Source organism: Rheinheimera sp. UJ63 (assembly GCF_021568285.1).
GTDB lineage: Bacteria > Pseudomonadota > Gammaproteobacteria > Enterobacterales > Alteromonadaceae > Alishewanella > Alishewanella maricola.
In genome coordinates this window covers 433,912-458,787 of the sequence record NZ_JAKGTQ010000001.1, presented here as the reverse complement: position 1 = coordinate 458,787, position 24,876 = coordinate 433,912, and the positions used below count along the sequence as shown (strand labels likewise).

18 protein-coding genes, 3 tRNA genes and 1 pseudogene are annotated in these 24,876 nt (G+C 46.3%); 18 read left to right on the top strand and 4 right to left on the bottom strand.

Features of this window, described 5'->3' with window-relative positions; translation table 11 throughout:
- The first annotated feature begins 4 nt into the window (after nt 1-4).
- Nucleotides 5-1,582, top strand: coding sequence for a general secretion pathway protein GspF (locus tag L1N97_RS02090; protein ID WP_236128688.1), 1,578 nt, complete (start codon nt 5-7; stop codon nt 1,580-1,582).
- Nucleotides 1,583-1,667: 85 nt separating this feature from the next.
- Here the strand turns inward: L1N97_RS02090 and L1N97_RS02085 are convergent, their stop codons facing one another.
- The 4 genes from L1N97_RS02085 to L1N97_RS02070 form a co-directional block, all read right to left on the bottom strand.
- Complete coding sequence (locus tag L1N97_RS02085) at nt 1,668-2,672, bottom strand: FAD:protein FMN transferase (RefSeq protein WP_236128687.1); 1,005 nt, start codon at nt 2,670-2,672, stop codon at nt 1,668-1,670.
- Nucleotides 2,673-3,145: 473 nt separating this feature from the next.
- Complete coding sequence (locus tag L1N97_RS02080; RefSeq protein WP_229585421.1) at nt 3,146-3,418, bottom strand: DUF2442 domain-containing protein; 273 nt, start codon at nt 3,416-3,418, stop codon at nt 3,146-3,148.
- Nucleotides 3,419-3,421: 3 nt separating this feature from the next.
- Nucleotides 3,422-3,727: a DUF4160 domain-containing protein gene (locus L1N97_RS02075; RefSeq protein WP_229585422.1), complete on the bottom strand. Its 306-nt coding sequence runs from the start codon at nt 3,725-3,727 to the stop codon at nt 3,422-3,424.
- Between the two features lie 261 nt (nt 3,728-3,988).
- Nucleotides 3,989-4,918, bottom strand: coding sequence for a ubiquitin-like protein (locus tag L1N97_RS02070; protein ID WP_236128686.1), 930 nt, complete (start codon nt 4,916-4,918; stop codon nt 3,989-3,991).
- 1,895 nt (nt 4,919-6,813) lie between these two features.
- On the opposite strand from L1N97_RS02070, the gene L1N97_RS02065 reads away from it, so the two are divergent.
- The 17 genes and pseudogenes from L1N97_RS02065 to L1N97_RS01985 all read left to right on the top strand — a co-directional run bounded on the left by L1N97_RS02065 (nt 6,814) and on the right by L1N97_RS01985 (nt 24,608).
- Nucleotides 6,814-7,740 (top strand): homoserine O-succinyltransferase, encoded by a 927-nt coding sequence (locus L1N97_RS02065; protein ID WP_229585424.1) that lies wholly within the window; start codon nt 6,814-6,816, stop codon nt 7,738-7,740.
- Nucleotides 7,741-11,429 (top strand): annotated as a pseudogene (metH, locus tag L1N97_RS02060) (methionine synthase).
- Nucleotides 11,430-11,556: 127 nt separating this feature from the next.
- The gene (locus L1N97_RS02055) at nt 11,557-12,300 is read left to right on the top strand and encodes a hypothetical protein (protein WP_229585425.1); all 744 of its coding nucleotides are present in this window, start codon (nt 11,557-11,559) and stop codon (nt 12,298-12,300) included.
- Entirely contained in the window at nt 12,297-12,749 is a 453-nt protein-coding gene (locus tag L1N97_RS02050) for a regulatory protein RecX (RefSeq protein ID WP_229585426.1), read from the top strand. Before L1N97_RS02055 ends, L1N97_RS02050 begins: the two co-directional genes overlap by 4 nt.
- 30 nt (nt 12,750-12,779) lie before the next feature.
- Nucleotides 12,780-15,395, top strand: a complete 2,616-nt coding sequence (gene alaS, locus L1N97_RS02045; RefSeq protein ID WP_442967216.1) for an alanine--tRNA ligase — start codon at nt 12,780-12,782, stop codon at nt 15,393-15,395.
- A 120-nt stretch (nt 15,396-15,515) separates the two neighbouring features.
- Nucleotides 15,516-15,716, top strand: a complete 201-nt coding sequence (gene csrA / locus L1N97_RS02040) for a carbon storage regulator CsrA (RefSeq protein ID WP_226749658.1) — start codon at nt 15,516-15,518, stop codon at nt 15,714-15,716.
- Nucleotides 15,717-15,879: 163 nt separating this feature from the next.
- Nucleotides 15,880-15,969 (top strand) — tRNA-Ser (locus tag L1N97_RS02035).
- Between the two features lie 10 nt (nt 15,970-15,979).
- A tRNA-Arg gene (locus tag L1N97_RS02030) sits at nt 15,980-16,056 on the top strand.
- A 62-nt stretch (nt 16,057-16,118) separates the two neighbouring features.
- Nucleotides 16,119-16,195, top strand: a tRNA-Arg gene (locus L1N97_RS02025).
- 1,325 nt (nt 16,196-17,520) lie between these two features.
- Nucleotides 17,521-18,264 (top strand): polysaccharide deacetylase family protein, encoded by a 744-nt coding sequence (locus tag L1N97_RS02020; RefSeq protein ID WP_236128684.1) that lies wholly within the window; start codon nt 17,521-17,523, stop codon nt 18,262-18,264.
- Nucleotides 18,265-18,836: 572 nt separating this feature from the next.
- Nucleotides 18,837-20,057: a hypothetical protein gene (locus L1N97_RS02015; RefSeq protein ID WP_236128683.1), complete on the top strand. Its 1,221-nt coding sequence runs from the start codon at nt 18,837-18,839 to the stop codon at nt 20,055-20,057.
- A gap of 91 nt (nt 20,058-20,148) precedes the next feature.
- Nucleotides 20,149-20,409 (top strand): hypothetical protein, encoded by a 261-nt coding sequence (locus tag L1N97_RS02010; protein ID WP_236128682.1) that lies wholly within the window; start codon nt 20,149-20,151, stop codon nt 20,407-20,409.
- An 82-nt stretch (nt 20,410-20,491) separates the two neighbouring features.
- Nucleotides 20,492-20,845 carry a hypothetical protein gene (locus L1N97_RS02005; RefSeq protein WP_236128681.1) on the top strand — a complete coding sequence of 118 codons (354 nt, stop codon included), beginning with the start codon at nt 20,492-20,494 and terminating at the stop codon, nt 20,843-20,845.
- A 122-nt stretch (nt 20,846-20,967) separates the two neighbouring features.
- Nucleotides 20,968-21,765 (top strand): class D beta-lactamase, encoded by a 798-nt coding sequence (gene blaOXA, locus L1N97_RS02000; protein WP_442967215.1) that lies wholly within the window; start codon nt 20,968-20,970, stop codon nt 21,763-21,765.
- 73 nt (nt 21,766-21,838) lie between these two features.
- A complete protein-coding gene (locus tag L1N97_RS01995) occupies nt 21,839-22,192 on the top strand; it encodes a VOC family protein (RefSeq protein ID WP_236128680.1) in 354 nt (117 codons plus the stop codon).
- Nucleotides 22,193-22,293: 101 nt separating this feature from the next.
- Nucleotides 22,294-22,725 (top strand): DUF1801 domain-containing protein, encoded by a 432-nt coding sequence (locus tag L1N97_RS01990; protein ID WP_236128679.1) that lies wholly within the window; start codon nt 22,294-22,296, stop codon nt 22,723-22,725.
- A 1,550-nt stretch (nt 22,726-24,275) separates the two neighbouring features.
- Nucleotides 24,276-24,608: a hypothetical protein gene (locus tag L1N97_RS01985; RefSeq protein WP_236128678.1), complete on the top strand. Its 333-nt coding sequence runs from the start codon at nt 24,276-24,278 to the stop codon at nt 24,606-24,608.
- Nucleotides 24,609-24,876 lie beyond the last annotated feature (268 nt).

Here is a 24,876-nt window from a genome sequence, read left to right as displayed (position 1 = left end):
CTTGATGAAATCGAAAAAAGCCTTACACCCGGATGCGCCACTGTTACATGCCTGTCATAGCAAGCCCGTCACCCGGCGCGACTTTATTGCCTGCGGCATGAGTATTGGCGCCGGCATGTTAACCACGGGCTCGGTATTTAGCTTATTTGCCAATCCCACTAAAGCTTACGCCAGTTTGTCGCCTGACCTGGAAATGTTGAAAAATCAATGCGGTATCAACGTCGAAGGTGCAGGGAAGATCCCGTTTATTTGTTTTGATCTGGCCGGTGGCGCCAACATCGCAGGCTCTAATATTTTGGTCGGGGGCGCGGGAGGGCAGTTAGATTTTCTGTCAACCCAAGGCTATAGCAAATTAGGTTTGCCCGCCGATATGGTGCCCAGCGCAGTGAATGCCGCCAATCCGGCCGGTGGTTTTGTCAATACGCAGTTGGGTTTAGCGTTTCACAGTGATTCACAATTGTTAGCCGGCATATTAGAGCGAACCACCATGGCTACGCAAGCCATGATCAATGGCGCGGTGATCCCCTCTCGCTCAGAAAATGATACTGGCAATAACCCCCACAACCCGATGTATGCTATTGCCAAAGCCGGTGCTAATGGCTCGCTGATGCCGTTGATTGGCTCGCGTAACTCAGATTCTGGCGCCAACTCGATGGCACCGGCTGAGTTTTATAATCCAGAGTGGCGGCCAACCAAGATTGACAGACCCAGTGATGTTACCGGTTTAGTCGATGTTGGCGACTTGTTTGGCCTGCTTGATCAAAACGACGCCGTTGCCGTTATGGAATCGATCCAGCGTTTAAGTGATAACAAATTAGCGCGGGTGAATTCGGCGGTAAGTCGGGATCAGGTCATTAAAGAGTTGGTGCGTTGTGGTTATGTTAAAAGCGCTGATTTGGCCGACCGTTTCGGTAATCCTGCGACCCTCGATCCTGCAGCCGATCCGGATATTGTGGGGAATAGCGGTATTTTTACCAGCGCTGAATTTAACAGCGATGCCGAATTTCGTAAAACCGCGTCGGTGATGAAGCTGGTGGTCAATGGTTTTGCTGGAGCCGGCACCGTAACCATTGGTGGCTATGATTATCACACCGGCGAGCGGGGTACTGGCGAGCTACGTGATTTGCGCGCAGGCCGCTGTATTGGCGCTTGCTTAGAATATGCCGCTAGACGTAATCAGCCTTTAATGATTTATCTGTATTCTGATGGTTCGGTGGCCAGTAATGGCCGTATTGATGACAGCGTAAATGGCCGTGGCAAAGGCGAGTGGACCGGTGATAACTCATCAACTGCCGCCTCAGCTATGCTGGTGTATAACCCGAATGGTCGCCCCAGTTTATTGGGGGGCACGGCGCTCGAGCAAGCGCGTCACCAGCAAATTGGTTTTATGCGCCCCGATGCTTCGGTTGAAACGGGCTCATCGATGGCCGCTAATAATGTCAATTTATTAGTACAAACGGTGATGCTCAATTATTTAGCCTTGCATGGTGAGCAAGGGCGACTGAGCGAGGTCGCGCCTTTCCATGGTTTAGGTAATGCCGCCAGCCAAGATCGCTTAACGGCGTTTGCGCCTATTGTCTAAGCTCTGTAGCTGAGTGCCCCCAGTGTTTGCTGCGCGGGCGCTCGGCGCCTAATAGAGTGCGTTCGCTAAGCGGATATCATAAAGCTTAGCGGGCTAAACCCGATGAAAAATACAATTGATGCTCACTGCTGATAAAAATAGCTTCATAGTCTGCCTGTTGCTCAATCAGTGCCATACCTCGTTCAAGCCCTAACACAAATAAAGTGGTCGACAGTGCATCGGTGCGTGTGGTGTCTGGACCTAACACCGTCACACTCATTAAACCCGATGGGCTTTCACCGCTTTTCGGATCTAAAATATGATGATAACGCACGCCATCTTCGATAAAGAACCGCTCATAATCCCCTGAGGTGCTAATGGCGCTGTTAATAAGCGGTAATTGCGCCACGATATCGTCAGATTTACGTGGGTGTTTAATGGCCACTAACCAAGGACGACCGCGTTTATCACCCAATAAGCGAGTGTCCCCACCGGCGGTAACTAACGCATGTTGAATGCCCGCTTGCGCCAGTAACGCCATAGACCGTTCCACCGCATAGCCTTTGGCGATACCGCCTAAATCTATTTTGACGCCGGCTTTAGCAAAGCGTACTTGGTTATTGGCCAGCAGCTGAATATGCCGGTAATTAATTAAACTGCGCTGCGCGGCTAAATCCTCGACACTGGGTTTGACATGCTGGCGATAATCATAGCTAAAACCGACTGAGGCAAAGCTAATGTCAAAGGCCCCGGCGCTTAATACGGCGAGCTGTTCGGCTTGTTGTAACAACTGGTAAAGCTCTGCACTGATGGTCACGGCTTGCTGGCTGGCATCGCGGTTAAGTAAGCTCAGCTCACTGCTTTGAAGGTAGGGGCTCATCAGTTGATTAATGCGTTCAAATTCGTTTTGCACGGCACTGATCAGCAAGGGTCCTTGGCTGCTATCCTCAGTCCAAAACTCGACATAGGCTTGCGTGCCCATCGTTTGAAATGACTGGCGCTGCCACTCAGCTTCGGCAGGCGTTGGCCATAGACCGCTAATGAGCCACAGATACAACAAAGCGCGTAGGTGAGCAGGTATGACGCCCATGGCGGGGATCTCATTATTCATGGTTAAGAAGGGAACATTGTTGCAGAGCACAGGCGCTGACTCAATGTTTGTCGCAAAACAGTTTGATAATAGTGACAGGGCTGCAATCAACAGTGGTCTGATTGTAAAGCAACACCTTAAATTACCGCATATTTCGTTTTAAATATGCCTTGGGTTGTCATGTCGGTATGTCATAACTGTAAAAAACATTTTCGCCGTTGGCGAGGGAGTTTTTTTGTTTCGCCAAAAGAACGTCCGGCAAAGAAAATGCGACCTACGTTGCGGCGAAAGCTCGTGCAAACTTGCTCAGCCAAAGCGACGACGTAACTCGCTCGGCGCTAACGCACCTCACTTAAACATCGCTCGTCTTAAAACCTTGGCCGTGCAGGCTTGAGCGGCTTGCAACTTAGTTGGGGTCAGGGCATTTAAGCGTTAAGAGTATTTCTGCTCAAAAACTGTGATCAGCTGCTTTGAGCGGATATAGGCCATTAGGCTCAAAGAAACTGCACGTCTTTAAGAGTAGGATTGCTTTGCTTGTTTTGCAGTCTTTTAAGAAACTCTGGCGCCAAATCTGCACCATTTGGCCATACCACTGTCTCAAGTTCAGGATCAACAGATACCTTTCGAAAAACTGCAATATCTTTCAACGGTTCAAATACAGGCCCACTCAGCTCGCCATTCAAATCGATCTCTCCAGATGAACCATCATCGAATGCGACCCAAATTTTGTAACCAGTCACATATTTTGCAGATTTAATGTGCAACATAATTTACTCCAAAGGTGCTATATAGTTAAGTGGCTCTCCAGCTCTGGCCCGAAGCCAGTTTTCCTCTAATTCACTCTTGTGTATTCCGATCCACTCCTGCACAAAGGTCGCAGCGCGTTTGGGTAATTCGCCTTCTAAAATGGTGCCATCGAAAGCAAATAACGCTTCATAACCAGAATATTTTGCATGAAAATGTGGCGGATTGTGATCATTAAAATACATAGCAATCAAAATTCCGTAAAAACGACTAATTATCGGCATTGCTTTGTTCCCAACGAAAAGTGTTGATTCATCATATTGCAACTGCACGGAGAGTCAAATTTGCCCAGCCAAGGCGACGAGGTCACTCGCTCGGTGCTACCGCACCTCACTTAAACACCCCTCGTCTTAAACCTTTGCCGTGCAGGCGTGAGCGGCTTACAACCTAATAGAAGCATATTAGTCGTGGTGATTAAATATCACTCGTAATTGAACTTTGGCAGTTAAGATACCTACAGAATCAAAGACTAAACATTATGAAATTTGAGCCGTTCACTTATAAAGTTCGCGGTTGCCCGCGGTATTAAAGATTCAATTCCATCGACGCTTTGGGAAGATCAGCAACATAAAACCCAGCATTGCTATGATAATTGTCGAAGGCTCAGAGACTGGCATATATGTAAGAGTTATGCTCTTGGCATCAATGGTATCTATGGTAAAAGTACCAACTTCGCCATTGAATAGAAGTGCACTAGTGTCAATTTTGAACTGGTTTGGGGTAAAAGTACCAATCGAAGTTTTCGACTCAAAAAGAGAATATTGTTTTGCAACATTCACGTCGAAAATTTGATTTGCAGAATACCTATGATTGAATAGTTGCAAATGGATAACAAATGGATTATCAGCGCTGGATGATACTATTAAAGGTTCTAAATAGATAAGAGTGTCGCTGAAGCCGTTATCCAACGAGATTGCGAAGTTTTGATACCCACCCGCTAATAATTCTCCCGAACGGTTAATATTGATGTTCGCGAAAGGTGTACCTAAATCAAGTATGGCGTCTTTGCCAATATTATAATCCATCAATGTCCGCTCATTTTCGAGGAAGCGGCCATTAAAAAACAGACGCTGAATATCCGGCGGAAAGCCTTCTTTATCTTGAAGTTTTTGTCTAATATTCTCAATCGTATCTGATGCTTCTGTTTGAAGGGTTATCAGTTGCCCTGATTGAAGCTTCACAAAGATTGGTGCTGCATTTGTTTGAAAACAAATAACCGCGAGAATAATTGAAAGAGCAGTTATTCGATAACGTAAGATTTGAAAATACAGTTTTTCTGTCAACATTTTTACACAGCCCTTAATTAAAAAAATAATCAAAGCAAGAATCATTCCAAAAATATAAATCAAGAAATTCAGCAGCTTGCGTTTTATCTTATTATTTTTGTAAAAGAAACTGACATTTAATTGAGTCTTGATAACATGTTTGGAGTCAGAGTTTGAACCTGACCCAGCCGGTTCCATGAGGGTGTCATAAGGCTAGTTATGAAATTTTAAGAAAAACTGAATCTGCGTAATGTAATACTATTAGTATTTTGTTTTTGGGGCGGGAAAAGTGTACTCGACAATATAAAAGCTGGAGACATACACATTAAAGCGATGGCATTCTCTCGTGCTACCGAGCCATTACTTTTTTGGTTCTTCATAGCGTTTGGCTTTTTTGGAGTTATAAGTTTACTTTACATTGTTTTCTTTGGAACGACTGGGAAAGACAAAAATATTTGATGGTTATAATAGCGCACCCTGCTTAAGGCTGTAGCTTTTGGCGACGCAAAATAAAGTATCTCGCCAAGGGCGAAAACGTTAAACGCTGCGTAAAGCTTCGGCTGGAGCACGCGGTAAATACCTCCCTGTACGCTCCTCTTTTTCATCCATGAAAAAGACGTCTCCAGCCAAAGTTTACTTCGCTGTTAACTTGCCAAGCTTCAATCCGATCCTTCACGGTCAGAAACTAAACATTAAAAACCGTAATCGTCAGCAAGCTGTTCAGTCAAGCGAATACCGCTAAGAATATTAACTCCCCCTTTGAAGCGAGCCGACTGATCATCATTGGCCAAGGTTTTAAGAAAACGGGTGTTTGAGTGCGGCGACGCTAGCGCCGCGCGAGTTACGTTTTCGCCTTGGACAGCTCATGAACAGCCGGGCTTTCGAGCGAAATTGGGGTCGCATTTTCTTTGGATACTTTCTTTTGGCGACGCAAAAGAAAGTATCTCGCCAACGGCGAAAACGTTAAACGCTGCGTAAAGCTTCGGCTGGAGCACGCGGTAAATACCTCCCTGTACGCTCCTCTTTTTCATCCATGAAAAAGACGTCTCCAGCCAAAGTTTACTTCGCTGTTAACTTGCCAAGCTTCAACCCGCTCCTTCACGGTCAGAAACTAAACATTAAAAACCGTCATCGTCAGCAAGCTGTTCAGTCAAGCGAATACCGTTAAGGGTGAAAACGTTAAACGCTGCGTAAAGCTTCGGCTGGAGCACGCGGTAAATACCTCCCTGTACGCTCCTCTTTTTCATCCCTGAAAAAGACGTCTCCAGCCAAAGTTTACTTCGCTGTTAACTTGCCAAGCTTCAATCCGATCCTTCATGGTCAGAAACTAAACATTAAAAACCGTCATCGTCAGCAAGCTGTTCAGTCAAGCGAATACCGCCAAGGGTGAAAACGTTAAACGCTGCGTAAAGCTTCGGCTGGAGCACGCGGTAAATACCTCCCTGTACGCTCCTCTTTTTCATCCATGAAAAAGACGTCTCCAGCCAAAGTTTACTTCGCTGTTAACTTGCCAAGCTTCAATCCGATCCTTCACGGTCAGAAACTAAACATTAAAAACCGTAATCGTCAGCAAGCTGTTCAGTCAAGCGAATACCGCTAAGAATATTAACTCCCCCTTTGAAGCGAGCCGACTGATCATCGTTGGCCAAGGTTTTAAGAAAACGGGTGTTTGAGTGCGGCGACGAAGCATAGCGAGAGTTACGTTTTCGCCTTGGACAGCGCATGAACAGCCTGGCTTTCGAGCGAAATTGGGGTCGCATTTTCTTTGGATACTTTCTTTTGGCGACGCAAAAGAAAGTATCTCGCCAACGGCGAAAACGTTAAACGCTGCCTAAAACTTCGGCTGGAGCATGCACAAAAATGGTATCGCATTTTCTTGGAATACTTTTTTTAACGATGCAAAAGAAATTATCTCACCGCAAGGTGACAGCTTGATTAGTGGGTCATACGGCCAATGCCGAAATAGACTAATAACCCAACCGCAGTTCGAACAGCAACGAATCGTCGCATATTTAGCCATCTAAACGTATAGAAGTTGACATTGTGGTGTTTTTTCAGCACAGTAAGCCATTAATCTGTGAGCGGAGTAGCTTATGCCAGTAAAAGTCATTGATCAGTTGCCAGCGGTAGAGGCTTTATCAGCAGAAAACGTATTTGTGATGACAGAAAGCCGCGCTGCTTCGCAGGACATTCGGCCATTACGGATCGCCATCCTCAATTTGATGCCGAATAAAATTGTTACTGAAATCCAATTATTGCGTTTATTGGCCAATAGCCCGCTACAATTAGATATCGAGTTATTGCGCATTGATGATCATGTGAGTAAACACACCTCGGAAAGCCATCTCAATTGTTTTTATCGTTATTTCTCTGATGTGCAAGATCAAAACTACGATGGTTTAATTATTACCGGGGCGCCTTTAGGCCTTGTTAACTATGAAGATGTTACCTATTGGCAGCAGTTTGGCGAGATTTTACGTTGGGCCGATACCCATGTGACCTCCACCTTATTTTTGTGTTGGGCAGCGCATGCAGCCTTGTATCATTATTATGGCTTACAACGTGAGATCCGCGGTGAGAAGTTATCAGGGGTGTATTGGCAAGACGTGAAGCAGCCTTTAAGCCCCTTAGTGCGTGGCTTTGACGATCAATTTTTAGTGCCGCATTCACGTTATGCGCAAGTGCCAATCCAAAAGTATCAGCAGCATGCCGACTTACATATTTTGGCTGAAGCTGATGCCACTGGGGCTTACTTGTTACAGAACAGTCGGGGTAACCGGATCTTTGTTACAGGCCATCCAGAATATGATCTTACTACCCTGGATGAAGAGTATAAACGCGACCTAGCTGCGGGCGTCAGTGCCTTATTACCCGAGAATTACTATCGTAATAACGACCCGTTACAAGGGCCACAGAAGCTATGGCAGGCGCATGCCTTTTTATTATTCAGTAACTGGTTAAACTACTATGTTTACCAAGCCACGCCTTTTGATATTAACCAAATTGGGCAGAACAGTTAAATGAATCGAAGCAAATTGACACCCGCTGCCCTACGAGCGCAGCTACAGCAACGCATTTTCATTCTGGATGGCGCCATGGGCACCATGATCCAGCAGCGCACTTTGGATGAAGCAGACTATCGTGGCAGCGAATTTGCCGATTGGGCCTCTGATTTAAAAGGCAACAATGATTTACTCGTGCTAACGCAACCGGCGTTAATTGCCGATATTCATCGGCAGTATTTGCAAGCGGGCGCTGACATTATTGAAACGAATACCTTTAATGCCACTACCATCGCGATGGCCGATTATCACATGTCGCACTTAGCCGCGCGGATTAATCGCGAAGCAGCAGCCTTAGCACGCCAAGTGTGTGACGAATTTTTAGCAACTGAACCGCATAAACCGCGTTATGTCGCCGGTGTGTTAGGGCCCACTAACCGTACAGCGTCAATTTCACCTGATGTCAATGATCCAGGCTATCGTAATGTTAGCTTTGATGAGTTAGTCATCGCCTACATGGAAGCCACGCTGGCATTGGTTGAGGGCGGTGCCGATATCATTATGCTTGAAACCATTTTCGATACCTTAAATGCAAAAGCGGCGGCTTTTGCTGTATTACAGGTGTTTGACGAGCTCGGTTATAGTTTACCGGTGATGATCTCCGGTACCATTACTGACGCCTCGGGTCGCACCTTGTCAGGGCAAACTACCGAAGCGTTTTATCATTCGTTAGCCCATGTTGAGCCGGTGTGCTTTGGTTTAAACTGCGCCTTAGGCCCAGATTTACTGCGGCCCTATGTCGAAACCCTGTCTGGTATTTCCTCGGCTTTTGTCTCGGTACACCCGAATGCCGGTTTACCCAATGAATTTGGCGAATATGATTTAGGCGCAACCGAGATGGCGGCAGAAATTGCCGATTGGGCGCAGCAAGGTTTCTTAAATATTGTTGGCGGTTGCTGTGGCACCACGCCGGAACATATCGCTGCAATCAGCCAAGCGGTGCAAGGTTTGCCGGCCCGTCAACCTAAAACACCCGACCATAGTTTTCATTTGGCTGGGTTAGAAGCTTTTTCGGTGGAGTGGTAATGCGACAGCAAGCACGATTTATCAATATTGGCGAGCGCACCAACGTAACCGGTTCGGCACGCTTTAAAAAACTGATTTTAAAAGGCGATTACGAAGCCGCGCTCGATGTGGCAAGGCAGCAAGTTGAAAATGGCGCGCAAATTATCGATATCAATATGGACGAGGCGATGCTCGATAGCAAAGCCGCCATGGTGCGTTATTTAACCTTGCTCGCTTCTGAACCCGATATTTCTCGGGTGCCGATCATGGTTGACTCGTCTAAATGGGAAGTGATCGAAGCGGCCTTAAAGTGCATTCAAGGCAAAGCCGTTGTTAACTCTATTTCATTAAAAGAAGGTGAGCAGCCCTTCTTACAGCAAGCACGCTTATTGCGACGTTACGGTGCGGCCGTGGTAGTGATGGCGTTTGATGAAAAAGGCCAAGCGGATACGCAGCAGCGCAAAGTTGAAATTTGCCAACGGGCTTATAACATTTTGACCGAGCAGGTTGGCTTCCCACCCGAAGACATTATTTTTGACCCGAATATTTTTGCGGTCGCCACCGGTATTGAAGAGCACAATAATTACGCGGTCGACTTTATTGAAGCCACGCGTGAAATTAAACGGTTATGCCCTTACGCTAAAATCTCTGGCGGTGTGTCGAATGTGTCGTTCTCGTTTCGTGGCAATGACGCCGTGCGCGAAGCCATTCACTCGGTATTTTTATACCATGCGGTTGCCGCAGGTATGGATATGGGTATCGTTAATGCGGGTCAGTTAACGGTGTATGATGATATTCCGTTATTGCTGCGTGAGCGGGTAGAGGATGTCATTTTAAATCGACGCGACGATGGTACCGAACGTTTATTGGAAGTCGCAGCCCAGTTTAAAGGCGATGGCAGTGTGGCTGAAAAAGTCGATGATGCTTGGCGCAGCTTGCCAGTGGGCAAACGCTTAGAGCACGCGCTAGTTAAAGGCATTACCGATTTTATTGAATTAGATACTGAAGAAGCACGGCAACAAGCAGAAAAGCCCTTACACGTGATTGAAGGGCCGTTAATGGACGGCATGAACGTGGTGGGTGACTTGTTCGGTGAAGGTAAGATGTTTTTACCCCAAGTGGTTAAATCGGCGCGGGTTATGAAAAAAGCCGTGGCCTACTTGCAGCCATATATTGAACAAGACAAAGCGGGTGGCCAAGCGCAAGGTAAAATCTTGTTAGCCACGGTAAAAGGCGATGTGCACGACATTGGCAAAAACATTGTGGGCGTGGTGCTGCAATGTAATAACTTTGAAGTGATTGATTTAGGCGTGATGGTCTCGTGCGCAGAGATTTTACGGGTTGCCAAAGAACGTAATGTCGATGTGATTGGTTTGTCGGGCCTGATCACTCCGTCGCTTGATGAGATGGTGTATGTGGCTAAAGAAATGACGCGCTTAGGTTTTACTATTCCGTTATTAATTGGTGGCGCTACCACCTCTAAAGCGCATACCGCAGTGAAGATTGCACCGCATTACCAGCATGGCGTGGTGTATGTACCGAATGCTTCTCGTAGCGTATCGGTGGTGCAATCGTTAATCAGTGCAGACGCCAAACCGCCTTATTTAGCGCGTGTAACCGAAGAATATCGTATCGCGGTGGAGCAGCATCTGCGTAGTCGCCCGGGCGAGAAAATGCTCAGTTTAAGCGCGGCACGCGACAACAAGTTTCAACTCGATTTAACCAAAGTGGCACCGGCCCCTGTGCAGCCCGGTGTGCATTATTGGCAAGATGTCGATTTACAACAATTACGCGACTATATTGATTGGACACCGTTTTTTCTAACGTGGCAATTGTCGGGCAAGTTTCCGGCAATTTTAAATCACCCCGAAGTGGGCTTAGAAGCACGTAAAGTGTATCAAGACGCCAATGCCTTGATGGATCAGATGATCCAGCAAAAACGCATTGCTGGCAAAGCCGCCTTTGGTTTTTTTCCGGCCAATAGTGACGGCGACGACATTATTATTTATACCGACGACAGTCGGCAAACTGAGCGCTGCCGTTTACACGGTTTGCGGCAGCAATTAGCCCTGCGTAACAATGCCCCAAACTGCTGTTTAAGTGACTTTATTGCCCCCGTCGGCTCTGGTATTGCCGATTATGTTGGCGCCTTTGCGGTTACCTCCGGTTTTGGTGCCGATGAGTTTGCTGCTGAATTTGTCAAAGTGCATGACGATTACAACAGCATCATGGTCAAAGCCTTGGCCGATCGACTGGCAGAAGCCTTAGCCGAGTATTTACATATGCAAGTACGCCGCCAGTATTGGGGCTATGCTGCCGATGAAACTTTGGATAATGAACAGTTAATTCGTGAATTATACCAAGGGATCCGACCCGCACCGGGTTATCCGGCCTGCCCAGAGCACACCGAAAAAGGCACGCTGTTTCAGTTGCTGGATGTGGAAGCGCAAATCGGCATGAAATTAACGGAAAGCTACGCCATGTGGCCGGGGGCGGCGGTGAGTGGTTGGTACTTTGCGCATCCGGATAGTAAATATTTTGCGGTGAGTAAAATTGATGCCGAACAGGTAGCGGATTATGCGCAGCGCAAAGACTGGGACCTTGCAACGGCAGAAATGTGGTTAGGCCCGAATATCCGTTAAACTTTAGGCTAATCTGGCAAGCTAAGCTGAAGTTTTTCCGGTATTCAGTCTCTTAATTAATCGGCTTTTGCAGTATCATACTCCCGCTACACCAGTGTTGGTGTAGCGGTGTTGTTTTGGAGAGCCTGTGGAAAAGCCGTTTCAAATAAAGTTAATTATCCGCAGAGTCAGCGCAGCTGCCTCGATAGCGTGGTTAAAAAACGCCTGGGGCATTTTTAAGCAATATCCCATCGTTTTTGTGCAGATGATTTTACTGACCCTCGCGTTAAGCGTATTGGCAAGTTTGCACGAGATCACCCTGATTATTGCGGTGTTAGCCAGCCCCTTTATTACAGCCGGTTTTTACCGCGCGGTGTTAGGTGTGCAGCAACAACAAAAAATCAGTATCGACTGGTTATTCCAACCCTTTAAGGAACCCGCCACTCGGCGCATTTTATTAGTGATTGCCGCGCTTAACTTTTTAATTTCTATTCCGTTAGCGCAATTTCGCGTTGATGTATTTGCCACCATGCAATTAGCACAAGAATCCCCTGATGGCGCTGCGGGCTATAGCTGGTCTTTACTTTTGTTATTAATTGCCACCCTGATCACCGCTATGCTGTTTGCTTATGCCGTGGCGATTGCTTATTTTTTAAAAGAACAGCGCATTTTTACCATATTACAAGCCAGTTTTATTGCTTGCTGGCGTAACATTCCGGCCCTAGTGAGTTTTGGTTTATTAAGTTTGCTACTGATTATCTTAACGGTTCCGACCTTTTTCCTAGGCTTAATCGTGGTGATGCCGGTGTTACATATTGCTTTTTTCTTGTCATTTAATGAGCTGTTTGCGCTGCAAGTTAAATCACAACAAGATGGCGTATTAGAAGTGTGACGGCAGATAGACAGCGGGAATTACGCCAAGCGGCACTGAATTATTTAAGTCGGCGAGATTACAGTCGGGCCGCGCTTTCTGTTAAATTACAGCAAAAGGGCGCCACAGCCGAAGAATTAGCGGTAGTGCTCGATTGGTGCAGTAGTGAAAACTACCTGAATGAAGATCGTTTTTTATTAATGATATTGCGTAACCGCTGCCGCCAAGGCTATGGTTACCGCTATATTTTGCAAGAGTGTCGTCAACACAAATTGACCGAGCAGCAACTCGCTACGGCGATTGCCGCAGAAGAAATAGACTGGTGGGATCTCGCCCGCCAAGCCTATCAAAAGAAATTTGGTGAAAAAGCCATTGTTGATTATAAAGACAAAGCAAAACGTATGGCTTTTTTGCAGCGTCGCGGCTTTAGTAGCGAGCAAATCCGGGCGGTCTTTGACCAGAATGATTAACCGAACAACTGAACAGGATTTTTCATGAGTATGACATCTGCCGCAGTACGGCAAGCCTTTTTAGATTTCTTCGCCAGCAAAGGCCACAGCATTGTGTCGAGTAGTTCCTTGATCCCAGGTAACGATGCCACCTTGTTATTTACCAATGCGGGTATGGTTCAGTTTAAAGATGTATTCTTAGGCCAAGACCAACGTAACTACACGCGCGCGGTTTCGTCTCAGCGCTGTGTCAGGGCGGGGGGTAAGCACAACGATTTAGAAAACGTCGGTTATACCGCACGTCATCATACCTTTTTTGAAATGCTCGGTAATTTCAGTTTTGGTGATTACTTTAAGCAAGACGCCATTCGATATGCTTGGGAGTTTTTAACCGAAGTGGTGCAACTGCCGAAGAGCAAATTATTAGTCACCATTTATGCAACCGATGATGAAGCCTATGATCTGTGGCTTAACGATATTGGTGTGCCAGCTGATCGGATTATCCGCATTGGTGATAACAAAGGCGCGCCATACGCTTCAGATAACTTCTGGGCAATGGGTGATACTGGCCCATGCGGTCCTTGTACTGAAATTTTCTACGATCACGGTGAAGATATTTGGGGTGGCCCACCAGGCTCACCGGAAGAAGATGGCGATCGTTTTATTGAAATTTGGAATATCGTTTTTATGCAGTTTAACCGCTTAGCCAGCGGTGAAATGCAGCCACTGCCAAAACCCAGTGTGGACACCGGTATGGGCTTAGAACGTATCTCCGCTATTTTGCAACACGTTCACAGCAACTATGAAACGGATACCTTTGTTTCGTTAATTAACGCGGCTGCAGCGGTTACTGGCGCGAGCGATTTATCGGATAAGTCGTTGCGGGTGATTGCCGACCACATTCGTAGTTGTGCGTTCTTAATTATTGATGGCGTGATGCCATCGAACGAAGGCCGCGGTTATGTGCTACGCCGGATTATTCGTCGTGCGGTGCGCCATGGTAATAAATTAGGTGCGAAAGGCGCGTTTTTCTACAAATTAGTGGCCGCATTAGCGGCGCAGATGGGTGAAGCTTACCCCGAGTTGCTAACGAAACAAGCCATCATCGAAAAAGCGTTACGCTTGGAAGAAGAGCAGTTTGGTAAAACCCTAGAGCGTGGTTTACAGATCTTAGACGACGAATTGGCGGCGTTAACCAGCAGCGAAATTCCCGGTTCGCTGGTGTTTAAGTTATATGATACCTATGGTTTCCCCGTCGATTTAACCAACGATGTAGCACGTGAGCGTAACTTAACGATTGACCAAGCGGGCTTTGATAGCGCAATGGCCGAGCAACGTAAACGTGCACAGCAAGCCAGCAACTTTGGTGTGGACTACAATCAACAAGTGAGCTCCAACCAGCAGACTGAATTTACCGGTTATACCGCAGAAGCGGGCAGTGCAGTGGTCGTTGAAATTTTAAAAGATGGCCAAAGCGTGCCGCAATTAGCCGCGGGTGATAGCGGGTTAGTGATTTTAGATAGCAGCCCTTTTTATGCGGAGTCGGGCGGCCAAGTGGGTGATACCGGTACCTTAAATAACAGTGCAGGTGTACTTTTTTCGGTACAAGATACCGTTAAAATTGGTAAAGCCTTTGCCCACCAAGGTAAAGCCGAGCAGGCGCTGCAAGTGGGTATGCGTTTAGATGCCAACATTGATGCCGCGCGGCGCGATGCGATCCGCAAAAATCACTCAGCAACGCACTTATTACATGCAGCGTTACGCCAAGTGCTCGGTGAGCATGTCACGCAAAAAGGCTCCTTAGTGGGGCCAGAGCGCTTACGCTTTGACTTCTCACACTTTGAAGGGGTGAAAGCCGCCGAGTTGCAGCAGATTGAACAGCTGGTCAATCAGCAGATCCAATTAAACGTAGCCTTACAAACGCGCATTATGTCGATTGATGATGCGAAAACCGCCGGCGCGATGGCGTTATTCGGTGAAAAGTATGATGAAGAAGTCCGTGTGTTAAGCATGGGTGATTTTTCTATCGAACTTTGTGGTGGTACCCATGTCAACAGAACAGGTGATATTGGTGTCTTCAAAATTGTCAGTGAAGGCGGTATTGCTTCGGGAGTTCGGCGTATTGAAGCGGTTTGCGCCGCAGCGGCCATTAGCTACATTCAGCAATTAGAAGCGCAAGCACAGCAAGCGGCGGCTTTACTAAAAGGTGATACTTTTAGTTTAACCGAGCGGGTGCAGCAAAGCTTAGACCGCGCTAAGTCGCTTGAGAAAGAAATTGAGCAGTTAAAGGGTAAACTGGCCAGTTATGCTGGCGCATCGTTAACCGATAACGTGCAGCAATTAAACGGTGTACAAGTACTTATTCAACAATTACCTGATACAGATGGCAAAGCCTTGCGTACCTTGTTAGACGAATTGAAAAATAAACTCGGCTCGACCGTGATTTTATTAGCCAGTTCGCAAGAGGGTAAAGTGAGTTTAATTGCTGGGGTCACTGCGGATTTAACCGCCAAAGTGCATGCTGGGCAGTTAGTCGCATGGGCTGCTAACCAATTAGGTGGCAAAGGGGGTGGCCGGCCAGATATGGCACAAGCGGGCGCAACTGACGTTGAAAACTTACCAAAAGTTTTAGAATTAGCTTTTTCGTATATAAAAGAGCGGCTTTAATGCCGCTTAGCTATAATGAAGCTGATTGAAGCGTTTTAAAAGGAACAATGCTGGGTTATCATACCGGCAAAGTAAGCAGTAGTAACAAATACTGCTATAGACAGGCAAAGGAGCAAAAGAATGCTAATACTGACACGTCGTGTAGGCGAGACCCTAATGATCGGTGATGAAGTTACCGTAACTGTATTAGGCGTTAAAGGTAATCAAGTACGGATTGGTGTTAATGCACCAAAAGATATTTCTGTACACCGTGAAGAAATTTATATGCGTATTCAAGCTGAAAAAGACACCAACGGTGGCAATTTTAGCGAGACTGAGTAAGCGTACAAAACACCCTAAACGAGAGCCGGTTATTTACTCTGTCTTGTAAGATGACTTAAATAACCAGCAAATTGTTTAAAAGGTCGGCAAACACACTGATCTGCTCCAAAAATTGTTTGACATATTTTCCTGAGACATTAATATACACGCCGCAACACAGAGTGGAGAAATGGCCGAGTGGCTGAAGGCGCACCCCTGCTAAGGGTGTATAGGGGAAACTCTATCGAGGGTTCGAATCCCTCTTTCTCCGCCATTTTTAAGATGGACGCATAGCTCAGCTGGATAGAGTACTCGGCTACGAACCGAGCGGTCGGAGGTTCGAATCCTCCTGCGTCCACCATCTTAAATTGGGCAGTACCTTACACAGTACTTTAATCATTATGTAGACAAACGCTTCACCCTGGACGCATAGCTCAGCTGGATAGAGTACTCGGCTACGAACCGAGCGGTCGGAGGTTCGAATCCTCCTGCGTCCACCATATACGAAGAACCCGCCTAGTGGCAACACTAAGCGGGTTTTTTACATTTAAGCCTAAATTAAACTGACGCAGGCGGGTGAGAAGCTCCGTTAGGTTCGACCAACTTATCGGGAATAAGTTGGTGCGCACTTTAGTGCGACCCGCAGGGCAGGCGGCAGGATAGCCGCCTGTTATCCTCCTGCGTCCACCATATACGAAGAACCCGCTACGGCTTTCGCCTTAGCGGGTTTTTTCATTCTGACGTGATGCAAACTGACGCAGGCGGCAATTATGGCTGTAAGTCAGCATTTCACCTTGCGGTGAGATACTTTCTTTTGCGTCGCCAAAAGAAAGTATCCAAAGAAAATGCGACCCCACTTCCGCTCGAAAGCCCGGCTGCTCATGCGTTGTCCAAGGCGAAAACGTAACTCGCGCGGCGCTACCGTCGCCGCACTCAAACACCCGTTTTCTTAAAACCTTGGTCAACGATGATCAGTCGGCTCGCTCTAAGGGGGATAAAATCGAGGACGTTTAGTCTTTGGCCCCAGAACACGCTTCCATATAAGAAAAAAACCGCCTAGTGGTAACACTGAGTGGTTTGTCATTTAAGGCCTATATTGTTAATTAGCTAAACGTTTTCGCCGTTGGCGAGATACTTTCTTTTGCGTCGCCAAAAGAAAGTATCCAAAGAAAATGCGACCCCACTTCCGCTCGAAAGCCCGGCTGCTCATGCGTTGTCCAAGGCGAAAACGTAACTCGCGCTATGCTTCGTCGCCGCACTCAAACACCCGTTTTCTTAAAACCTTGGTCAACGATGATCAGCTGGCTCGCTCTAAGGGGGATAAAATCGAGGACGTTTAGTCTTTAGCCCCAAAACACCCTTCCAATACGAAGAAACCCGCCTAGTGGCAACACTGAGTGGTTTGTCATTTAAGGCCTATATTGTTATTTAGCTAAACGTTTTCGCCGTTGGCGAGATACTTTCTTTTGCGTCGCCAAAAGAAAGTATCCAAAGAAAATGCGACCCCACTTCCGCTCGAAAGCCCGGCTGCTCATGCGTTGTCCAAGGCGAAAACGTAACTCGCGCTATGCTTCGTCGCCGCACTCAAACACCCGTTTTCTTAAAACCTTGGTCAACGATGATCAGTCGGCTCGCTCTAAGGGGGAATAAAAGCCACCAAAGCGGTATTTACTTAGCTGAATAGCTTGTTTGGTAGCTTCGGGGTCAGATACCGAGCTTTATCGAGTCGCACCCGTTACTGACAGAATAAATTTTCAACATTAATTGGCAGTTCAGTTCAGAAGTATCACACTGATAACTAAGCTTTATTGCACAAGGACGTTCAATGCAAAGACGCACCGCTGCTGTTACAACTGTATCCCTGTTCTTACTGCTGTTGCTCGGCCTGTATCAACTGGCGTCCTCACGGCAGTATCAGCTGTTTGGCGAGCTGATCGCCCGGGTGGAAATAGAACAGCCGTTAATTGCCCTCACTTTTGACGATGGCCCCTCAGAGCGTTATACCGCCGAGGTAGTTGAACTGCTGGCACGCTATCAGGTGCCGGCCACTTTTTTTGTCACAGGCCATGAGCTCGCGCGCCATCCGGAGCAAGGCCGTTTGTTGGTGCAGGCCGGGCATCAGTTAGGCAATCATAGCTACACCCACAAGCGCATGCTGCTGGTATCATCGGCAACCGTAGCGTCAGAACTGGAGCGCACCGATCAGCAAATCCGGCAGGCGGGTTTTACTGACGAGATCCTGTTTCGACCACCTTACGGCAAAAAGCTGTTTAGCCTGCCCCGGTATCTTAACCAGCAGCAGCGTAAAACCATTATGTGGGATTTAGAGCCAGAGTCCGAGCCAAAGCTGGTAGCGGATCCCCAAGTGATGGCGGCAGCGGTGATAGCCAAGGCCCGCCCCGGTAGTATTATCCTGTTACATGTGATGTACCAAAGTCGGCAAAGTTCGCGCGAGGCTCTGCCGCTCATTATTGAAGGGCTGCTGGCGAAAGGTTATCGCTTTGTTTCTGTGAATGAATTAATCACCATGCAGGCCAGTAATAATCAGCTACCTGCAAATAAAAAGTAGCTTCGGGGTCAGATACCGAGCTCTCAAGGCCTATATTGTTAATTAGCTAAACGTTTTCGCCGTTGGCGAGATACTTTCTTTTGCGTCGCCAAAATAAAGTATCCAAAGAAAATGCGACCCCACTTCCGCTCGAAAGCCCGGCTGCTCATGCGCTGTCCAAGGCGAAAACGTAACTCGCGCTATGCTTCGTCGCCGCACTCAAACACCCGTTTTCTTAAAACCTTGGTCAACGATGATCAGTCGGCTCGCTCTAAGGGGAAATAAAAGCCATAGCGGTATTCGCTTAGCTGAATAGCTTGTTTGTGCCAAAACTGGTCTTCTCCCTAAGACATTTACTAAATATTATTGGTTGTCATTACAGTCAAGTCATATCGAAAGAGCATCGCGCTTCGTTAGGCGGGTGTTTCAGTATTTATCACGAATAATAAAAACTTCTGTACCCATAACGTGTTGTGAAAAGTTCAAAACCGATGTAATGTCAGCAACATGAATTTTACAAAAACGGAAAAGTCCGTGTTTAAATATGAAATTTTCCGTTGAATAAGCTGTTAGACACCACAGGCAATCTTGTAATGAAACAATTAATAGGCATTTTAAGAAAATCAGCAAAAGACTCCCGGGTAACGTTAGTCACAGGAGCGTTCTTTGGTGCATTAACAAACGTATATGCCGTTCAAGCAGCTGTCATTTTGCTTGCGCTGATGGTTTTTGTATTTGGTTTCGCCTTTTATGATCAGCGCCGCTCCTTGAAACAATTAGCCATTTCAGAAGAGGAGATAATGGGGCTCTTGAAGCCCAGTCAAGAAGCGCTTACAGCAATTCAAAAATCTAATAAAAATCACCTAGTGGTTGGCGATTTTGTAGAGATCATCCCTCACCCAAATTTAAACACAGCAACTCGGGCAGCCGATGCAGGCTGGAGCCCAGCAGAAATTATCGTTGAGCTTGACGACAGGGAGTTTGATGCAAAAGAGCTTTTGGAACTATCCGGAGGGAAAAATGAATTTGATCCTCCGAACGGTACTAAGTACGCACTTGTTTCAGCTCCATTTGTAACCGAAGAGTCTCCGCAACTCGAACTTGTTCTCAACGAAACAAACTATTTCACGGTTCAAACTGCCAAAAAGCTTTTGCGGGAACAACCACAATTGCAGTCCAAATTTGGAAGTGTTGTACTTGAAGACAACCGCATCCCATCCAGCTTGTGTCTTCACTATGTAATCCGTACAGCCGACGACTCTATTCTGTGTATGAAACGATCCGGAGGCATGGCCTATCACAGCGGGCTTTGGAGTATTACCGGTGAAGAGCAAGTATCGGATCACGAAATCGGCAAACAGGCGCCAATTGAAAAATTATTTAAACGGGCCCTGTGCGAAGAAATTTTTCAGTTACGAAATAGTTCAGCACTTCAGGACGTAATGCCATTTCTTGAAGATGATTTAAGGTTTATTAGGATATTGTCAATTGGAATCGAGCTTCCGCTTTATAACCCCACAATCATCGGGCTAGCTCAACTATCCATTGATGTATCTGAACTTCGTAAAAGACTGATTGAGCGAAAGCGAAATCTTGCACTTAATGCAGGCCACGATGATGAAGGGGATTTTTTTATTTTATCTAAATATGACGCCTACAAACTACTAAGGGAAGGCACGGCAACTGTCACTGGGCTTTTCAGCCAACGGGCTGAGATCCTCACGGAAAATTTACTTCACCCGACTTCGCGCTATCGACTATTTAGAGTGTTGAGAACAACTCTTCGTAGGTCGTTACAGCAAGGAGCTATATGATGAATTACAGGTCTAACATGAGGTTCGAGAGGGACGCGCCAAAAGCGGCACGCCCCTCAACTCTGCGTTAAAACTTTGAATGGTTAAGTTTATGCACCAACACCAATCAGAAAAGCTAAAGGCTTTGGTTAAAAAAGGTAAATGGTCTTACGTTTTAAAGCACGGTGTGCTTGGTTGGGGAGTGCCAACAGCTATTCTCTGGTCAGCCATCATGCATTTTATAGGCAGCATACCTTTTAACGAAAGTATATTTCTCGCTCTTGTGTTGTTTCCAATTGGTGGGTTATTTTGGGGATTATTCATGTGGTTTTTTATAAAGCGTGAATTCAGTAAGTTGCAACAAGATCAGTAATAACAAGCCAGCTTTATGGCTAGCTGCGATGTTAAACCGCGGCTAAGTTTTCTGCGCTGAATTTGGCGCTGAGGAGTACAAAATGGAGTCGATAACACACCCAACCGCTTTAGCAATAATTTACTTTCTAGGAATGCTGGTTATCGGTAGTGCTATACAGTGGACGTTTTTAATCAAGTTGAAAAAGCACCATCCTGAACAATGGAAGCACGCTGGTACCCCGACCATTATGAGCAATGGTGATCTTGTAAAAGCTTGGCCAACCACTAAGTATTTAATACAGAAACTATATAAAGAATCCAATTCAAGCTCCGGTATTAAATTTTGTGACCTTTATCGCTCACCGATGATATATGGTTACTTTTTAACGGCTATTTCAGTCCCTTTGTTTTTTGCAAGTATATTACTATTTGGCTGGCCTCCGGCTTGGTCTTAGGGTATTTCTAACTCGCGGTTTAAAGTGCGCAAATTTACGTTGGCTTGGTTTCGCGCCGCTGCAATTTAGCCAACATGTTTTTTCTAATCAAGGCGTATGGCTCACTTGGATGCATAGTGAATATTAAATTTTTTATTTTTTTGTTACCTTTCGTAATTTTTAGTCCTGACGTTTTCACTCAGGAGAAAATTTCTGACAAGCCTGAATGGCAATCATTCTTCGATAAGCATCAAGCAACCGGCACTATTCTTATCGTTGACGGTCGTGGTTCAACCGAAAAAGTCAGTGTTTATGATAGAGCACGAGCGAATCAGCGCTACTCACCCGCATCCACCTACAAAATCCCTCATACCCTTTTTGCGTTAGATGCCGGGATAGTTAAGGACGCATTTCAGGTGTTTCCATGGGATGGCGTTAAAAGAGACTACGAACCTCATAATCAGGATCAGAATTTGCGTTCTGCTATGCGGCATTCTGCACTTTGGGTGTATGAGCGTTTTGCGAAGGCGCTGGGTGAGAAAAATGCAAAGCGCTATCTAAAAAGAATCGATTATGGAAATAGGGATCCCAGCACAGCCGGTGGGGCATACTGGGTCGATGGAAAGCTCGCCATATCGGCGACAGAGCAAGTAACGTTTTTGAAAAAACTGTATCACAATGAGCTTCCGTTCAAGTTAGAGCATCAACTTCTTTTAAAGGATATTATGATAGTTGAGGCTGGAAAGGATTGGATATTACGAGCAAAGACAGGATGGGAAGGTCGTTACGGCTGGTGGGTCGGGTGGGTAGAATGGCCATCTGGAGCAGTTTTTTTTGCACTTAATATAGACACTCCCAATCGATGGCAGGATCTTTACAAACGGGAAGCAATCGTTCGAGATGTTCTTTTGTCCGTTGAAGCACTACCGCCTAATCAGTGAATGCAGCCATCCTAAACGGCGGCTGATTTAAGCGTTATAATTTATTGCATCATTTGCGTAATCAGGAATAGAAATGAACGGACCGGCAAAAAACGGCGCTTTAATATATTCTAATAATATTCATTCGCTTGCTAAATTTTATACTGAGTTGTTTTCGATGAACGTGACACGGGAAACGTCAGAGCTCGTTAGTCTGGTTAAAGACGGCTTTAATATCGTTATCCATGTTCCACTAACTACAATGCCTACACCAGATTTCAATTCAATTAAGCTGTTTATGGCAGTTGATGATCTCAATGCCACTAAATTGAAAGCCGAGCAGCTAGGCGGTCAGTCATTTGCAGGTGTATGGTCTAATCCAATATTTAAGGTATGTAACATAGCAGACTCAGATGGTAATCATATTCAAATACGTGAGTTCAGTTGATAGCAAAACATAACCAGCTCTCAATGGTTGTCGAACACCAACCCGCAGCGCGTTAATTTTGGGCGTGAGGTGCTACAAAAAATTCTCTGAGGAACGATAAAATGGCTGAACTTAAGACAAAGGCAACTCACGCCAGTGTCGCGGACTACATATCCACACGCGCTAACGACAGCCAAAAGACAGACTGTGAAACCCTAATGGCGATGTTTAAGAAAATTACAGGGCAACCACCGAAGATGTGGGGCCCGAGCATCGTCGGCTATGGCTCATACAAGTACAAATACGAGAGTGGCAGAACGGGAGAAATGTGTTTAACCGGATTCGCTATCAGAGGGCGAGAACTTGTTGTCTATTTAAGCTGCGAAGATACAACCCATGCCTCACTGCTCTGTAAGCTTGGCCAGCACCGTATGACCAAATCCTGTTTATACTTCAAGCGCCTTTCTGATCTAGATACAACTGTGCTGGAGCAGCTAGTCATCAACTCTATCGAGAAGATAAACGCCCGGTACAACGAAAACAAAAACACCTAACCCCTTACTCAAGCTAAACGGCAACAGCGAAAAAGTTAAGTACTATCATCTTATTACAGGTTTTTCTTGTAGAATAGAATCTTGGTATCTGCCCCCGAAGCTTGTGAAAAAAAGCTTCCTCCAGATTTTAGTCCCCCTTAGAGCGAGCCGACTGATCATCGTTGACCAAGGTTTTAAGAAAACGGGTGTTTGAGTGCGGCGACGGTAGCGCCGCGCGAGTTACGTTTTCGCCTTGGGCAACGCATGAGCAGCCGGGCTTTCGAGCGGAAGTGGGGTCGCATTTTCTTTGGATACTTTCTTTTGGCGACGCAAAAGAAAGTATCTCGCCAACGGCGAAAACGTTAAACGCTGCGTAAAGCTTCGGCTGGAGCACGCGGTAAATACCTCCCTGTACGCTCCTCTTTTTCATCCCTGAAAAAGACGTCTCCAGCCAAAGTTTACTTCGCTGTCAACTCGTTCAACATGATTTGCCACTACAGCAAAAATGATGCTGATAATCTCACTGTTGCAATTGATACAAACTGCTCAACTAAGGGAATACTGCTTAGAATATGAGCTCCCCTTAGAGCGAGCCGACTGTTCATCGTTGGCCAAGGTTTTAAGAAAACGGGTGTTTGAGTGCGGCGACGGTAGCGCCGCGCGAGTTACGTTTTCGCCTTGGACAGCGCATGAGCAGCCGGGCTTTCGAGCGGAAGTTGGGTCGCATTTTCTTTGGATACTTTCTTTTGGCGACGCAAAAGAAAGTATCTCGCCAAGGGCGAAAACGTTAAACGCTCCGTAAAGCTTCGGCTGGAGCACGCGATAAATACCTCCCTGTACGCTCCTCTTTTTCATCCCTGAAAAAGACGTCTCCAGCCAAAGTTTACTTCGCTATTAACTCGCTCTACTCCGAACCTAGATCTTTTCTTTGGGATAATCATTCCCCCCTTGCAGCGAGCCGACTGATCATCGTTGACCAAGGTTTTAAGAAAACGGGTGTTTGAGTGCGGCGACGAAGCATAGCGCGAGTTACGTTTTCGCCTTGGGCAACGCATGAGCAGCCGGGCTTTCGAGCGGAAGTGGGGTCGCATTTTCTTTGGATACTTTCTTTTGGCGACGCAAAAGAAAGTATCTCGCCAACGGCGAAAACGTTAAACGCTGCGTAAAGCTTCGGCTGGAGCACGCGGTAAATACCTCCCTGTACGCTCCTCTTTTTCATCCCTGAAAAAGACGTCTCCAGCCAAAGTTTACTTCGCTATTAACTCGCTTTACTCCGAACCTAGATTTTTGCTTTGGGATAATCATTCTCCCCTTGCAGCGAGCCGACTGATCATCGTTGGCCAAGGTTTTAAGAAAACGGGTGTTTGAGTGCGGCGACGGTAGCGCCGCGCGAGTTACGTTTTCGCCTTGGACAGCGCATGAGCAGTTGGGCTTTCGAGCGGAAGTGGGGTCGCATTTTCTTTGGATACTTTCTTTTGGCGACGCAAAAGAAAGTATCTCGCCAACGGCGAAAAAGTTAACTACTATCATCTTATTACAGGTTTCTCCTGCAAAATAATGTACATATGGCCATGAAATTACTCTTTCGTTCTTTAGCTCTGCTGATCTTACTGATCGGCTTTTACCAGTTATATGCAGTAGCAGAGCGTGTAACCAGTGCACTTTGGAGCCTTTATAAGTTTTATGGAAGCAACGGGGAAGGGATTTCAATTGGAAGCTCAATGGCGCTGATTACTTATGTGGTATCAATTTGTTTATTAGTTGCTTTAGCGACTATTTACAAAAAATCAGATGACAGGATCGCGTTGTTATTATCAAAGGTTTCAGCTTTCACATTATTGTTTGGCCTTATACTGTTAACCGCTTTACTGGTAAGCCCATTAGCTCACTTTTACCCAAGATAGCGGCACTTAACAAGACGCTTGTCTCTTACCCAGAAGCTTAAGTAACTTCTCCTTAGAGCGAGCCGACTGATCATCGTTGGCCAAGGTTTTAAGAAAACGGGTGTTTGAGTGCGGCGACGAAGCATAGCGCGAGTTACGTTTTCGCCTTGGGCAACGCATGAGCAGCCGGGCTTTCGAGCGGAAGTGGGGTCGCATTTTCTTTGGATACTTTCTTTTGGCGACGCAAACGAAAGTATCTCGCCCACAGCGAAAATGTTAATAATTACAG